The organism is Telluria aromaticivorans, from assembly GCF_013003915.1.
Lineage (GTDB): Bacteria > Pseudomonadota > Gammaproteobacteria > Burkholderiales > Burkholderiaceae_D > Telluria > Telluria aromaticivorans.
In genome coordinates this window covers 218,636-232,641 of record NZ_JABAIV010000006.1, presented here as the reverse complement: position 1 = coordinate 232,641, position 14,006 = coordinate 218,636, and the positions used below count along the sequence as shown (strand labels likewise).

Genomic DNA, 14,006 nt, shown 5'->3' with positions numbered 1-14,006 from the left:
CTGGCGGTCGACAGGAACACGAATGGACGGCAGGGCATCGCGTGACGAGGTTGCTGTTAATACAGCGATTATGCGGCAAATGCGATGTCGCGGCGAAATAGTTGAGGCGATTGAACAACAGGTGCACTCGGCCGGGAGGGCCTGTGTCAGCCGTGCCCGGCGGTCGTGACGACGCTGCGCACGCCGGCGCGGCGTCCGGCCAGCAGGCGCCATGCCACCTCGTGCTGCGCGGCCTCGCGTTCGAGCACGGCCAGGTCGCGTTCGAGCTGGTCGAGGCGCAGGGCGTCCAGATCCAGTCCGACCTGCTGCGCGGCGAAGGCGATCGCCTCGCATTCGTCCGGCCGGTACGATTCGGCGTCGATGCGGGCGCCGACGATCACCAGGCCGTCCAGGCGCCCCCGGTGACTCATCGGCATCACCAGCTGCCCGGGCAGGATGCCGGGCAGGCCCTGGCCGCGGTTGGCGCCGTGCCGGCTTTGTTCGGCAGTGAAACCGGCGGGGGCGCCCGGCAAGGTGCAGGCGCTTTGCCGCAAACTGCCATCCGGCGCCGGCAGGTAGATCGCCGCGCCCGCGCAGGACGTGAAGTCGTCCAGGGCGGCGGCGAAGGCCGCCAGCAGCCTGTCGGGGGTAGTGATGTGGGCCGCGCGCCGGATGAACTCGCGCAGCGCCTGTTCCTTCTCGTGCCACTGGCGGAACAGCAGCTTCTCGATGGCGTGTTCGAGCTTGTGGTGCAGCAGGTGGAAGGCCAGGTAAGTCAGCAGCGCGACGGCCGCGCTCGCGATGCCGAGGCGCCGCACCATGCTTTGGGGATCGTTGAGCAGGGGAGCCGCCAGCCATTCGGCCAGCCCGATGCAGCACACCAGCAGGGTGCTGACGATGCTATAGACCACCGCGCGGCCGAACGCGAACTGGAAGTTGAACACGCGGTGGCGCAGCACGCCGTAGGCAAGTCCGGCATACATCAGCAGCAGGCCCGCATAGCAGGAAAAGACCGCCAGCCGCAGGCCGAAAGGACCTGCTGCGTCGAGCCCGGGGAGGGTGGCTGCCATGCCGGGGACGGCGCCCGCCATGATCGACAGCAGCAGCCAGCGATGGCGCTGGCGCAGCTGTCCGCTGGACTGCCTGCCGCCTTCGGCCAGGCTGGCTGCGGACAGCACAAGGCCGCCGCCGGCCACGGCGAGGGTCAGCAGGCCGAGTCCGGGCGCTTCGAAACCGCAGCCGAACCACAGCGCATAGGCGCTGCAGGCGAAGGCGAGTACCCGGTAGGCCGGAAATGCGCCCGTTATCCACAGGCGCGAGGGCGTCGCGAGATAGCACTGGTAGCGCAGGGTGAAGCGCACGCACAAATACCAGGTCAAGGGATAGGTGGCCAGGTTGGCCAGCTTGCCGAAGCTCAGCAGCAGGCCGGCAGGCAGGTAGTTAAACGAGACAAACACGTTCAGGCTCATCGCCAGGAAGCAGAGCGACAGCGACCGGTGCGCATCCTGCCGCCCGCCTTTGAACGCAAGGACGAGGCAGAATACCACCGCAGGCAGGGCCAGCAGCAGCCGCGCCAGGCTGTCGGCCGCATCGGCGCGCGGCACCGGAACGGCGGCCGCCCGCAGCGTGAGCGGCACCGGTGCGGCACCCGCGCGCATGAGCGCGACGTCGACTGCTTCCCCGGGAGCGTAGCGGCGCCACGGATCGAAGGGACGGTCGAAACGCAGCAGTGCCCCGGAGGCGACCGCCCCGGCCGCGGTCGAGCCGGTATCGACCGCCTGCACCCGCAGCTGGTGGCTGGCCCGTCCGACGGCGGTCTCGGCACTGTGTTCGAATGCCAGGCCCAGGCTGCCCTGGGTGCCACGCTCGGTGGCAGCCATCCGGTGCCGGAATTCGGCCTGCCACAGGAACAGCACCACCAGGCAGGCCAGGCTCACTGCCGCCTGCCAGGCGCGAAGCATGGATAGGCGCTTCATGGCGCGCCGGCCGGGCCGAGGCTGCGCCGTCCTGCCATCTCGCGCAAGCGCGCGGCGGTATGTGCGACACGCTTGCCCAGTGCATCGACTTCCTGCTGCAGCTCGTCCACGCGCAGAGCCCGCAGCGCCAGCCCCGCCTGCACCGTGAGCTGCCCGGCCAGCGTCATCTCATCGGGGCGCCATGATTCGCCGTTGCGCTTCTCGCCGAGCAGCACGATCCCGTGCAGCTGGCCGCGGTGGCACATCGGGAGCGCCAGCACGCCGGACGCGTCGGACATGCGATGGCGCGCCGGCGACAGGTCGGCGCACAGCACCACGGCAAGCGGATCGTTGGGAGTGAGCAGCGCCGGGAAGCCCGCCTGCGATGCGGCGGCAAGCATGAAGCCGTCCTGGACAGATCCTGTGTAGACGGCGGCGCCGGCGCCGTCGCCGTAGCGGTCGAGCGCAGCGGCCAGGCCCGTGACCATGGCCGTCGACGAGCACAGGTGGACCGTGCCGGCCATCCAGTCGCGCAGCCCTCGTTCCTTGGCCGCCCAGTGGCGGAAGAACAGCGCGCGCACGGCATGCTCGACCCGGGCATGCAGCCGGTTAAATACCAGGAAGACCAGCACGGCGGGCGCGGCATCGGCCAGCACCTGCCAGCCGAATCCGGTGTGGCCATCGCTGAGGTGGTGGGCCACCCAGTGCTGCAAGGTGCCGAACAGGCATAGCAGCAGGGTGCTGATGATACCGAACACCACCACGCGGCTGACCGCCAGGTAGAAATCGAAGACGCGGTAGCGCAGCACCGCATACGCGAGCAGGCAATAGGTCAACAGCTGGCCGAGGAAATATGCGAGGACGGTGAGGCGGCCGGCGCCGGTATCCCAGTCCAGCCATGGCAGCATCGTCAGCAGCGGCGGCAGGCCTGCGCACAGGAGACCCAGTACCAGCCAGCGGTAGCGCTGGCGCATGTCGCCCTGGCCCGCGCGCCAGCCGTCGAACAGGCCGAGGGCCAGCAGGACCGCGCCGGCGGCGATCGTCGCCAGCCCGGGTAGCCACAACCAGGGCGCTTCGTGGCCGAGGGCGAACCAGGCGGTATAGGCGGCGGTGGCGAATGCGAACGGCCGGTAGATGCGCATGGCGCGCACCAGCCGGTAGCGCAGGTTGCCGGCATGGCGCGGCGCGTAATGGAGGGCGAAATCGGCAGCGAAATACCAGGCCAGGTAATTCAGCGGCAGTTGCAGCAGCTTGCCCAGCGCCGCCGGAGAATCGGGCGCCGCATACATGAAACTGTAGAAGAAGGCCGAGCCCATCGCCAGGAACATCATGGCCAGGCTGCGGTAGGCCCGTTGCGCCGGCTGGTGCCAGCCGATGGCGAGTGCGAACAGCAGGGCCGGGAAGGCGATGACGGCACGGCCAATATAGTCGACGCGCTGGGCCGTCCCGACCGGCGCTGCCTGCGCGGTGACGCGCATTGCACGCCCGTCTCCGAGGGTAAGGCCGGCGCTTTCCCCGGGGGCGAAACGGCGCCAGCGGTCGAGTGGCCGGTCGAAGCGCACGCGGTCGCCAGTGCGGGCCCCGGCGGCGGCCAGCGGCGAATCCGGTGCCAGCGCCTGGATGGCAAGCCAGTGCGTGCCGAGGCCTTCCTTGCTCACACCCATCCAGTCGTTCAGCTCTACCCCCAGCGTACCCTCCTGGCCAGCAAAGCGTTCACCCAGGCCGACCCGCAGCTCGGCGGCGACCAGGCCACCCACCCCGCACACCAGCAGCAGGATCAGCCACCGCCACATGACCACCGGTATCCGCAGCGCGAGCATCGTTGTCTCCTGCACAAGGTCTCAGTAGCATGAGCCAGGCTCTGCCGAGGTGCAATCGAAATCGGTAAATTAGCGCAATCCCGTTGCTTTTGCGGCAAGGCTGTTGATACGCGCAACAGCTCGCCGTGTGCCTTTGCCGGTGCGGGTGCGCCGCGGTTTGCTATGCTAGCGGCTTTACGGCGGCCGGCAGGGTGCGGGCCGGCATTCGAAGGAGCAAGAACCATGGTGTCGCTGGCGGAGCAGTTGCTGAAAGCAGGTCTGGTAGACAAGAAGAAGGTCCAGAAGGTCACTCAGGACAAGACCAAGCAGAAAAAGATCGAGCGCCGTACCGGCACTGAATCGGTGAACGAGTCGCGCGAGGCTGCGCTCGAGCTGCAGCGCAAGAATGCCGAGCGGGCGCGCGAACTGAATGCGCAGCGCGATGCTGCTGCCCAGCAAAAGGCCGTGGCGGCGCAGATCGCCCAGCTGGTGCAGGCCAACCGCCAGCCGCGCGGCGCCGGCGACATCGCCTACAACTTCACCCATGGCACCAGGGTCGAGCGCATCCACGTCTCGGCCACCGTGCAGAAACACCTGGTCGCCGGCCGCCTGGCGATCGTGTTCCTGAACGGAAACTATGAACTGGTGCCGAAGGTCATCGCTGCCAAGATCGCCGAGCGCGACCCGGCCATCGTGATCCAGGTGAAACAGGCCGCCAACCAGGTCGATGCGGACGATCCGTATGCCGATTACCAGATCCCGGACGACTTCACCTGGTAAGCAGCCTCGACTTGCCGTTTCCACCGCGCCACCTTCGGGTGGCGTTGTCGTTTCAATCGCAGGCGCACGAAGCGTCATTGAACTCATATTCGGCATATTTTTGCGCTACACTGCGTACTGTCTCGGGTTTGTCGCGGGACATATATCTAAAATAAAGGTTCAACGGCGGGTCATATGATCGATAAAATGGATGGGAAGCAAGAGGGACAGCGACAAGTGACTTACCGCAGCGGAGTGGCGGCAAGGCTTGCCGGGCTGCCGGTGGAAACGCTGCGGGTCTGGGAGCGACGCTACGCGCTGTCGGATACCCAGCGTTCTCCACATGGGCAACGGCTCTACACGGCCGAGCAGGTGCGCCGATTGAGCCTGCTGAAGCAGCTGGTCGACCTGGGCCATCCGATTGGTGTCCTGACCGACCTGCCGGTGGAACGGCTCGAGGAAATGATCGCGCCGGACGCCTCGCGCGCGGCCGACGTCAGCGGGCCGATGCGGACCCTGGTGGTCGGCGACAGCCTGGTGCGCCGCATCGCGGCAAGCGGGCGCGACGGGCGGGCAGTCCAGGTGCAGCGCCATTGCGCCCGGCTCGACGGGGTGGCGGCGGTCGCGGACGGGCAGGCGCTCGACATGCTGCTGATCGAAGCCTCCGAGCTGAATGACGATTCGGTGCCGCAGATCGCGGCGGCGCGCGACCTCACGCGTGCCACTGCAGTGGTGGTGCTATACCGCTTTTGCGGCAGTGCCACGATCCGCGCGCTGCGCGAACTGGGTTGCCTGGTGGCGCGCGTGCCGGCCGAAATCGGCGAGCTGGTCCTGCTGTGCCGCTCGGCGCTCGCGGGGCAGGGCTTGCCGGCACCCGAACAGGCCGGCGACCAGATCTTGCCGCGCCGCTTCGACGACGAGATGCTGGCGACCATTACCGCCGCCGGCAACCGCCTGTCCTGCGAATGCCCGCGCCACCTGTCGGATATCCTAATGATGGTCGGCAGCTTCGAGCGCTACAGCGCGCAATGCGCATCGCGCAACCAGGAAGACGCACGCCTGCACCACGAGCTGGGCCTGGCCGCCGGCCGTGCGCGCATGGTGCTGGAGGCAGCGATGGAACGGCTGGTATTGGCCGAAGGCCTGCCGCTGCCCGGCAAGGCTGCATAAGCACGCCTGCAGGGTAGACCCGGGGTGAAGGGCCTGGCTGATGCCAGGCCTTTTTCTTTGGGCGTATGCAATGGACTCATCGCAACAAGAATTCCGCCACCAAAGCGTTACATGGGATGCCGGGGAGTTCCCTGGTCCTGACGCAAGAACACAATTGATCTAGGACATGGCAGCACGCGATAGCACGCATTTGTGCACGCGTGCGGCGCCAATGCGGCGCATGATCGTTGACCGGCCCCTCATTGCCCCCACGTGCGACTTGCCGAGGCCGCTTCCTCAATTACCTGTAGAGACATCATGCGACGCGTTCATCGAATTCCTCTATCGTGTAACAGTGCAGCGTGGCGGCTGCCGATCCTGGGCCTGATCCTGGCGCTCATGCTCGCCACAGCCGATGCGGCAAGGGCCCAACGGGCGCCGGCAGCCGGCAACATCACCGCCGCGGCCACGACTTACCGTGTCGTCAACCTGGGCGCCGATCCGCTCAGCGCACTTCCAAAGATCAATGCCAGGGGGCAGGTGTCGTTCTCGCTGAACCCGGGCGCGGGATCGCGCGGCTTCTTCTATAACGGCAAGGCGGTGCAGGATATCGGCACGCTGGGCGGCGCGGAAACCCTGGCGGTCGACCTCAACGAGGCGGGACAGGTCACCGGCGGTTCCATCCTGGCGCGCGGCAGCGAGCACGCGTTCGTCTGGACTGCGGGCGGCGGCATGCGCGACATCGGCGTGCTGCCGGAATCGAGCAATGCGCGGGCTGCGGCGATCAACCGGCATGGCGTGGTGACCGGTACCTCCGAGGCGGTGCCGGACTTCCCGCCGCGCGCCTTCCGCTGGAGCGCGGCCGGCGGCATGGAAAACCTTGGGGCCCTCGCGCCCGGTTCCGGGAGCTTTTCCTCCGGCACAGCACTCAATGATGCCGGCCTCATCACCGGAAGCTCCACCACCGCGGACCTGAACGGGCATGCATTCGCCTGGACGCGTGCGGGTGGGCTGCTCGATATCGATACCCTGGCAGGCCTGGATTCCATCGGCGTCGCCGTCGGCGCTGGCGGGCATGTTGCCGGCAACGTGATCCGCGACGACAGCTTCCTGTATCACGCCTTCCTGTGGACGCCGGGAGGCGGGATGAAAGACCTGGGCACTTCCGGGGGCACCGAGTCCTTCGTCACGGCGATGAGCCCGGGCCTGCAGATTGCCGGCATCATCAACCTGGCCGATGGCACCCAGCGCGCCATGTCCTGGATCCGCAGCGAAGGGATGCGCAGCCTCGGCACGCTGGGCGGGGCGACCTCGTTCGCACTCGGTATCAACGGCAGGGGGCAGATCGTCGGCCTGGCCGAGAACCGGACGGGCGAGGCGCGCGCCTTTGCCTGGACCGCGCAGGGGGGCATGGTCGACCTGAACACGCTGCTGCGCAATGCGCCACCCGGCCTGGTGCTGGACAACGCCATTGCCATCAATGACAACGGCGCGATCGTCGCGACCTCCAACGCCGGGCTGGTGCTGCTCAAGCCGCGCACCAGCAACAAGAGCGAGCTTGCAGGCGGTCCCGCGGTCGGCCCCCTGGTGGTCCCTGGCGTCGCCAGGGCCGGTGTGCCGCTGCAGGCCACGGTGGCTTTCGTGGACGAAGACCGGGCCGGCACGCGCAGCGTCAGCTGGTCCTGGGGCGATGGCAGTGGCGCGCAGGCGGGCCGGGTGGCCGGGGCCAATGGCGGCGGCAGCGCCAGCTCCAGCCACAGTTTCGCCGCGCCCGGCATCTACCGGGTGGCCGCCACGGTGACGGATGGCAGCGGACGCGGCACGAGCGTCAGCCGCACCGTGGTGGTGGCGGCGCCATCCAGCGGCACGGTGGCGGGCACCGGCGCCATCATGTCGCCGCCTGGCGCACTCAAGCGCTCGCCCTCCCATGCGGGCCCAGTGAGTTTCATCCTGATCGCGCCATCCACCGCGGGCGCGCGCGCGGCCGGCATGCCGGCCAGGCTGCAGTTCGACCTGCCGGGATGGAACTTCCGCAGCGACAGCATCCGGCTGCTGGGCCGGCAGGGGGCACAGCACGTGTTCGAAGGCAGCGGCACGATCCAGGGCAGGGGCGGCTACCGGTTCAGGCTGGCAACGGACGCGGGCGCCGCGGGTGGGGCGGGGCGGTTCGGGCTCAAGATCTGGCATACCGATCCGGCAAGCAAAGCGGAGGTGGTCGATTACGATAACGGCCGCGCGCCGGCCGCGGCAAGGGGTAGCCGGCTGAGCACTGGCAGCGTCGTCCTCGACTAGGGGCCGGCCCGGGGCGTTGCCATGGCCGGAGGAGGCGTCTCGTATCGTGCCGGACGCGATGGGGATGTGTGGTCAAATCATGGCGTTGCGGGCTCTTGCTGCGAAGGGCCCCGATACGCCCCATCCCTGGCGGCGCGCCCGTAGCCTGCATGCTTCGCGCGCGCTGCTGACATCGGAGACCCCATCATGACCGACGCATTCAAGGCCGGCGACAAGGTGCAGTGGCATTCATCCCAAGGCACCGTGCACGGCACCATCAAGAAAAAGCTCACCGCGCCCACCGACATCAAGGGCCACCATGTCGCGGCGTCGCCGGACAATCCGGAATACCTGGTCGTCAGCGACAAGACCGGCGCCGAAGCGGCGCACAAGCCGGACGCGCTCAAGAAGGCGCAAGGCTGAAGACGGGCCAGCGCTGGGGCACGCCGCCAGAAGGCGGTGCTTCCTGCGCCGCGGGCCTTCCTGTCGCAGCGCCAATGCCCTCCTGCGGCCTCAGTGCGGCGCCGTTCCTGCTTCCGCCCCTGTCCCGGCCTTGAGCGGATAACACTGGAAGGCCTCCACGGCGACATGGGCATCCATGAATTCACGGAAGGCCGCGATCCGGCCATCCTTGACCGTGAACACATGCACCCAGTCGCTCTCGAAATCCAGGCCGGTGTCCTTCGCCGTCCAGGCGCCATAGCCCAGCACGACCACCTTGTCGCCCTCGGCAATGAATTCCTTCGGCGTGAATTCGCGCATCGCCTGCTTCTCGTTCGCCAGCTTGAAATACTCCGCGACCTGCTCGCACCCCTGCCGCTTGCCGGTAAAGGCAAGGCCCGGCACGGCCGGTATTTCCCAGTCGACCTGGGGCGCCATGCATGCGAGCACATACTCGACATCACCACGCCCGTAGGCCGCATAGGCTTGCCGGACCAGCTCGATATTCTGCTGTTCGTTCATGATGACCTCCGTCGCTGTTGGCCTTTCAGTATGCGCCGGATGCCGGATCTTCAAGCAGAACCGTGGCGCGTTCGATTGGACGACAACAAGGACCACAGGGCGGGTTTCGGCATGGCCGGCACGGTGCTGCGAAGACGGCAACTGCGCCGCCCACGCAAGCTGGCTGCCCGAAGGGCACACCAGCTGTGGCCCGGGCATCGCGACCTATGCTAATGTGGATTCCTGCCAAGTTCACACAATGGAGATCCGGATTGAAAAACCTTACGCTTGTGCTGTTGGGCCTGGCGGGCGCTTGCGCCCAGGCCGCTGAAACCCCGGTATTCGACCCGCAACGCCTGGCGCGGGACGTCAAGGTCTTGTCCTCGGATGAGTTCGAAGGCCGCGGCCCGAACACCGCCGGCGAGACCAAGACCGTCGATTACCTGGTCGAACAATTCAAGGCGGCCGGCCTGAAACCCGGCGGCGACCTCTCCGGCGGCAAGCGCAGCTGGACCCAGGATGTGCCGCTCGGCCGTTTCGAGATCAAGGGCCCGGTCCAGCTGACCCTCGCCGACGCCAAGGGCAGCCGGCAGCTGGTCCAGGGCGAGGACATGGCGGTGCGCGCATCGATGAGCGGCGCGAAGCAGGTCGACTTCAAGAATGCGCCCCTGGTGTTCGTGGGCTACGGCGTCACCGCGCCCGAGCGCAAATGGAACGACTTCAAGGACATGGACCTGAAGGGCAAGCTCGCCGTCGTCCTGATCAATGACCCGGACTTCGAGACCGGCCAGGGCGTGTTCGGCGGCAAGGCCATGACCTATTACGGCCGCTGGACCTACAAGTTCGAGGAAATGGCGCGCCGCGGCGCGCTGGGCACGATCATCGTGCACGAAACCGCGCCGGCCTCGTATGGCTGGCCGACGGTGAAGAATTCGAACACCAACGTGATGTACGACATCGTGCGCAAGGAGCCGCGCAAGGCGCATGCCCCGATGGAAGCCTGGATCCAGCGCGACCTGGCCGCCAGCATGTTCAAGGCGGGTGGCCTCGATTTCGAGGCCGCCAAGAAGGGGGCGCAGGCACGCAGCTTCCAGCCGGTGCTGCTCAAGGGCGTCACCCTGTCGGCCAATTACGCAGTCGACGTGCAGGTGATCAAGTCGAAGAACGTGGTGGCGATCCGCGAAGGCAGCAAGCATCCGAAGCAGGTCGTGATGTACAGCGGCCATTGGGACCACCTCGGCGTCGGCCAGCCCGATGCGAAGGGCGACACGATCTATAACGGCGCGGTCGACAACGCGACCGGCATCGCCGCCTTGCTGGAAATGGCGCGCGTCTACGCCAGGCAGCCGGCGCCGCAGCGCAGTGTCGTGTTCCTTGCCGTGACGGCCGAAGAAAAGGGCCTGCTCGGTTCCGAATACTATGCCTCGAACCCGCTCTATCCGCTGGCGTCGACCGTTGGCCTGATCAACATGGACGCCCTGAGCCCGCGCGGCCCGGCGCGCGACTTCACCATCTCGGGCAGCGCCAGGCTGGACTTGCTCGACCAGCTGGTCGCCAAGGCCAAGGCGGCGAATATCGTGTACTCGGCGGATCCGAAGCCCGAAGCCGGTTACTTCTTCCGTTCCGACCACTTCCCATTCGCGAAACGCGGTGTGCCGGCGATTTCCTTCGGCTCAGGCAATGACTGGATCGAGGGCGGCGTGAAGGCCGGCAAAGCGTCGGAAGAAGCGTACACCGAAAAGGCCTACCACCAGCCTGCCGATGAATTCGATCCGGCCTGGACCTTCACCGGCATGGCGCGCGACCTCGGCCTGCTGTATGCGGTCGGCAATGACCTGGCCAATGCGACGACCTGGCCGAACTGGTCGCGCGACTCGGAGTTCCGCGCAGCGCGCGACAAGTCGGCCGCCGAGCGCAAGTAAGCTCCAGCATCTCGCGTAGCCAGCCGTTTGCACAGGGCCGGAACCAACGGCCCTGTGCCATGTCTCACTCTTCGTTGTTCGCATTCTGAACACCTTCATTTTCGACACCTGGCTTGCAGGCAGGCCAATGCGTGCATGAAAGAGGTTGGAGAGCATGAGCCCGGGTGTGCATGACGACACCATTCCAGTAGAACTGGAGAAGTCCTGTGCCCAGGAGCCCATTCACCTCCTGGGCACCGTCCAGTCCTACGGTTTCCTCATGGTCGTGGACATCTCCAGCCGCTGCATTGTCCAGGTATCCGCAGGGGTCGTTCATCACTGGCCGGGCTTGCAGGATGCCGCCGCGCTGGTCTCCAGGCCGCTTGCCGATGTCGTCGCTGCCGTGGACGGGAGTGATCCGCTCGATATCGACACGCTCCCCACAGCGCATCCGGTGGCCTTGCCCTGGCGTCCCCGCTTCGGGCAGACTTCCGCCCTGCAGGCGCAGGCGCAGGCGCAGGCCCAGGCGCAGGCGCCGGCGCAGCCTGCCGGCCTGGAATGGGAATGCCTGGCCCACCGGTGTGGAGCGGTGGCGGTGATCGAATGGCTGCCCGTGCACGCCTGTCCGGATGAGTTGCGGCGGCAACACCATATATTCGCCGATTTCGCGGACATCATTGCCCGTTTGCGCCGCGCGGAGGGGCTCGATGCATTTTTTCGGGTGTGCGTGAAGGTCATCCAGGAAGTCAGCGCTTTCGACCGTGTGATGATCTACCGTTTCATGGCCGATGGCTGCGGCGAAGTCGTGGCCGAGCACACGTCCGGCGATTACGAGCAAAAATACCTGGGATTGCGCTTTCCCGCTTCGGACATTCCCAGCCAGGCGCGCACGCTCTACCTGAGCAACAAATTGCGCGTGCTGGCGGATGTCGAAGCGCCGATGGATGCGCTGGTTCCCCCGCTGCTTCCCAATGGCGCATCGCTCGATCAAAGCCACTGCATGTTGCGCGGGCTGTCCCCGGTGCACCTGTCCTATCTTCGCAATATGGGCGTGCGTGCCACCATGACCTTGTCCATCGTCTGCGACGGCAAGCTGTGGGGACTGATCGCCTGCCATCACCACAGTCCGCGGACGCCTCCGCACCAGATCAGGGAAGGCATGCGCCAGATCGCCGAACTGCTGGCGGAAATCGCCAACATGCGGATCGAGGCCTTGTCCCACCTCGAAGCGGTACGCCACCGCCTGACGCTGGACCGTTTGCTGAACCAGTTTCACCAGGCCCTGATCCAGGAAGGCGACATTCCCAATGTGCTGGAACGCTGGCTGCCCAAGCTGCTGCCGGCATTTAAAGCGAGCAATTTCGGTGTGCAGATCGGGACGCTCGCCTGCGTCGGCGGAATAGGGAAGCGGCAGGGTTCGACACACCAGATTCTCGACGAGGTCGGGGCGCGGCTCGATGCCCGGACCAGCAGCCCGGAGGTCCGCATGTGGGACAACCTGCTGACGTCCAGCCGCCACGCCCTGATGTTCCTGCCGGAAGCAGCTGGCCTGTTGCTGGCGCAACGGCACGACGAGGACACCATCTTCTGCTTCATGACACGCCGGGAAGTCGTGCGGGATGTGCGCTGGGGCGGCGAGCCCGTCAAGGACGTACTGGTGCTTCCCAATGGCCGGGTTCGCCTGGAGCCGCGGCGCTCTTTTGCTGAGTGGCAGCAATCCGTACGGGGCCATGCGGATCCCTGGCAGCAGGTCGATGCGGATGCGTTGCAGAACCTGCTGCGCATCCTGAGCGAGGTCAACAAGCTGCAAATCAACCGAAAAATGCAGGAAACCCTGCACTGGCGCGCCCACCACGACCATCTCACGGGCCTGTACAACCGCCGGGCCATGGAAGACGAGGTATCGCGGCGACTCGAGGACGGCCAGTACAACACGGCCCTGATGCTGCTCGACCTCGACCACTTCAAGAAGATCAACGACACCTACGGCCATGAAACGGGGGACCAGGTGCTGCAGCAGTTGAGCCTGAGGCTGAAGGCGGTGATGCGCGAATTCGACCTGCTGGCACGCCTGGGCGGGGATGAATTCATGCTGTTGTTGCAGATCCCGCACCCGAATGCCGCCACTGCACTGACCTTTGCCGAGCGCCTGCACCAGGCGATCGCCTCGCCCTTCGACATCAAAGGACAACAATTCCGGCTGGGGATTTCAGTCGGGATTGCGATCCCGCCCGCGCATGGCCGCACCGTCAGCGAACTGCTGCGGCACGCCGACCTGGCGCTGTACCAGGCCAAATCCGAGGGCCGCAGCCGCAGCGTGGTGTTCGAGCTGGCGATGGCGGCGGACCAGCTCGAGCACTACCTGCTCGAACGCGACCTCGACGAGGCGGTGGAGCGCAACCAGCTGTCCCTGGTGTTCCAGCCCAAGGTGGAACTCATCAGCCGCAAGGTAATCGGCCTCGAAGCGCTGGTGCGGTGGAACCACCCGACCCGGGGGCAAAACAGCCCTGCCGCATTCATCCCGATCGCCGAAAACAGCGACCAGATCATCCGGATCGATCGCTGGGTCATGCGCAGCGCGATCGCGGAACAGGCCCGCTGGCGTACCGAGGGCCTGATGAAGTTGCCGATTTCGATCAACCTGTCGATCGCGGATATCCTCTCGCCGAACCTGGTAGGGTACTTGACCGGCTTGCTCGAGGAATACCACGTACCGCCTTCGGCCCTGGAAATCGAGGTGACCGAGTCATGCTTCATGCGCCAGCTCAGCGAGACCCAGGACGTCTTGCGGTCGCTGAACGAGAACGGCATGATCACCGCACTGGATGACTTCGGAACTGGCTTTTCCTCCTTGAGCTACCTTCGCCAGTTGCCGCTGCAGTGCCTGAAGATCGACCAGTCGTTTACCCGAACCATGTTGCAGGACCCGAACGCGGAAAAGCTGACCCTGGCCATCGTTGCCATGGGCATTGCGCTGAAGATGACCGTCGTGGCCGAAGGGGTGGAAACCCGGGAGCAGATGAACTGGCTGCTCGCCCACGGCTGCCACATTGGTCAGGGATATTTCTTCAGCCCGCCGGTACCACCCGGCGACGTGCCGCAGGTCATCGAGCGCATCGAAGTGCGCCTGCGCGGGTGAAACGCCATCGCCATCCCCAGGTTAATGCCGATCACTTAGTGCGGCCGCTTACTCGTAGCGTGGGCAGGGCAAGACAGTCCAGTGGACTGTCTTGCGCCCATGCGTTCAGCCA

At 66.3% G+C, this 14,006-nt stretch carries 9 protein-coding genes; 6 read left to right on the top strand and 3 right to left on the bottom strand.

Translation table 11 applies throughout. The features are described from left to right. Positions 1 to 146 precede the first annotated feature (146 nt). Together HGB41_RS17390 and HGB41_RS17385 are read right to left on the bottom strand one after the other, a co-directional pair. Complete coding sequence (locus HGB41_RS17390) at positions 147 to 1,955, bottom strand: hypothetical protein (protein ID WP_171086720.1); 1,809 nt, start codon at positions 1,953 to 1,955, stop codon at positions 147 to 149. Continuing rightward, positions 1,952 to 3,754, bottom strand: coding sequence for a hypothetical protein (locus tag HGB41_RS17385; protein ID WP_171086719.1), 1,803 nt, complete (start codon positions 3,752 to 3,754; stop codon positions 1,952 to 1,954). The genes HGB41_RS17390 and HGB41_RS17385 overlap by 4 nt, the downstream gene beginning before the upstream one ends. Positions 3,755 to 3,976: 222 nt before the next feature. On the opposite strand from HGB41_RS17385, the gene HGB41_RS17380 reads away from it, so the two are divergent. The 4 genes from HGB41_RS17380 (at position 3,977) to HGB41_RS17365 (ending at position 8,335) form a co-directional block, all read left to right on the top strand. Further along, positions 3,977 to 4,513, top strand: a complete 537-nt coding sequence (locus tag HGB41_RS17380) for a DUF2058 domain-containing protein (RefSeq protein ID WP_171086717.1) — start codon at positions 3,977 to 3,979, stop codon at positions 4,511 to 4,513. A gap of 174 nt (positions 4,514 to 4,687) precedes the next feature. Next, entirely contained in the window at positions 4,688 to 5,662 is a 975-nt protein-coding gene (locus tag HGB41_RS17375) for a MerR family transcriptional regulator (RefSeq protein ID WP_229423090.1), read from the top strand. A gap of 297 nt (positions 5,663 to 5,959) precedes the next feature. Continuing rightward, the gene (locus tag HGB41_RS17370) at positions 5,960 to 7,933 is read left to right on the top strand and encodes a PKD domain-containing protein (RefSeq protein ID WP_212760999.1); all 1,974 of its coding nucleotides are present in this window, start codon (positions 5,960 to 5,962) and stop codon (positions 7,931 to 7,933) included. Between the two features lie 186 nt (positions 7,934 to 8,119). Continuing rightward, positions 8,120 to 8,335 carry a hypervirulence associated TUDOR domain-containing protein gene (locus tag HGB41_RS17365; RefSeq protein WP_171086713.1) on the top strand — a complete coding sequence of 72 codons (216 nt, stop codon included), beginning with the start codon at positions 8,120 to 8,122 and terminating at the stop codon, positions 8,333 to 8,335. Between the two features lie 90 nt (positions 8,336 to 8,425). Here the strand turns inward: HGB41_RS17365 and HGB41_RS17360 are convergent, their stop codons facing one another. Further along, the gene (locus HGB41_RS17360) at positions 8,426 to 8,875 is read right to left on the bottom strand and encodes a nuclear transport factor 2 family protein (protein WP_171086711.1); all 450 of its coding nucleotides are present in this window, start codon (positions 8,873 to 8,875) and stop codon (positions 8,426 to 8,428) included. A gap of 251 nt (positions 8,876 to 9,126) precedes the next feature. On the opposite strand from HGB41_RS17360, the gene HGB41_RS17355 reads away from it, so the two are divergent. Both HGB41_RS17355 and HGB41_RS17350 read left to right on the top strand, forming a co-directional pair. Then, positions 9,127 to 10,776 (top strand): M28 family metallopeptidase, encoded by a 1,650-nt coding sequence (locus HGB41_RS17355; protein ID WP_171086709.1) that lies wholly within the window; start codon positions 9,127 to 9,129, stop codon positions 10,774 to 10,776. Positions 10,777 to 10,942: 166 nt separating this feature from the next. Then, the gene (locus HGB41_RS17350) at positions 10,943 to 13,894 is read left to right on the top strand and encodes a bifunctional diguanylate cyclase/phosphodiesterase (RefSeq protein ID WP_171086708.1); all 2,952 of its coding nucleotides are present in this window, start codon (positions 10,943 to 10,945) and stop codon (positions 13,892 to 13,894) included. Positions 13,895 to 14,006 lie beyond the last annotated feature (112 nt).

Coding starts and splice junctions, on each gene's coding strand:
- HGB41_RS17390 (WP_171086720.1), bottom strand. CDS start 1,955: ATGAAGCGCCTATCCATGCTTCGCGCCTGGCAGGCGGCAGTGAGCCTG.
- HGB41_RS17385 (WP_171086719.1), bottom strand. CDS start 3,754: ATGCTCGCGCTGCGGATACCGGTGGTCATGTGGCGGTGGCTGATCCTG.
- HGB41_RS17380 (WP_171086717.1), top strand. CDS start 3,977: ATGGTGTCGCTGGCGGAGCAGTTGCTGAAAGCAGGTCTGGTAGACAAG.
- HGB41_RS17375 (WP_229423090.1), top strand. CDS start 4,688: ATGATCGATAAAATGGATGGGAAGCAAGAGGGACAGCGACAAGTGACT.
- HGB41_RS17370 (WP_212760999.1), top strand. CDS start 5,960: ATGCGACGCGTTCATCGAATTCCTCTATCGTGTAACAGTGCAGCGTGG.
- HGB41_RS17360 (WP_171086711.1), bottom strand. CDS start 8,875: ATGAACGAACAGCAGAATATCGAGCTGGTCCGGCAAGCCTATGCGGCC.
- HGB41_RS17365 (WP_171086713.1), top strand. CDS start 8,120: ATGACCGACGCATTCAAGGCCGGCGACAAGGTGCAGTGGCATTCATCC.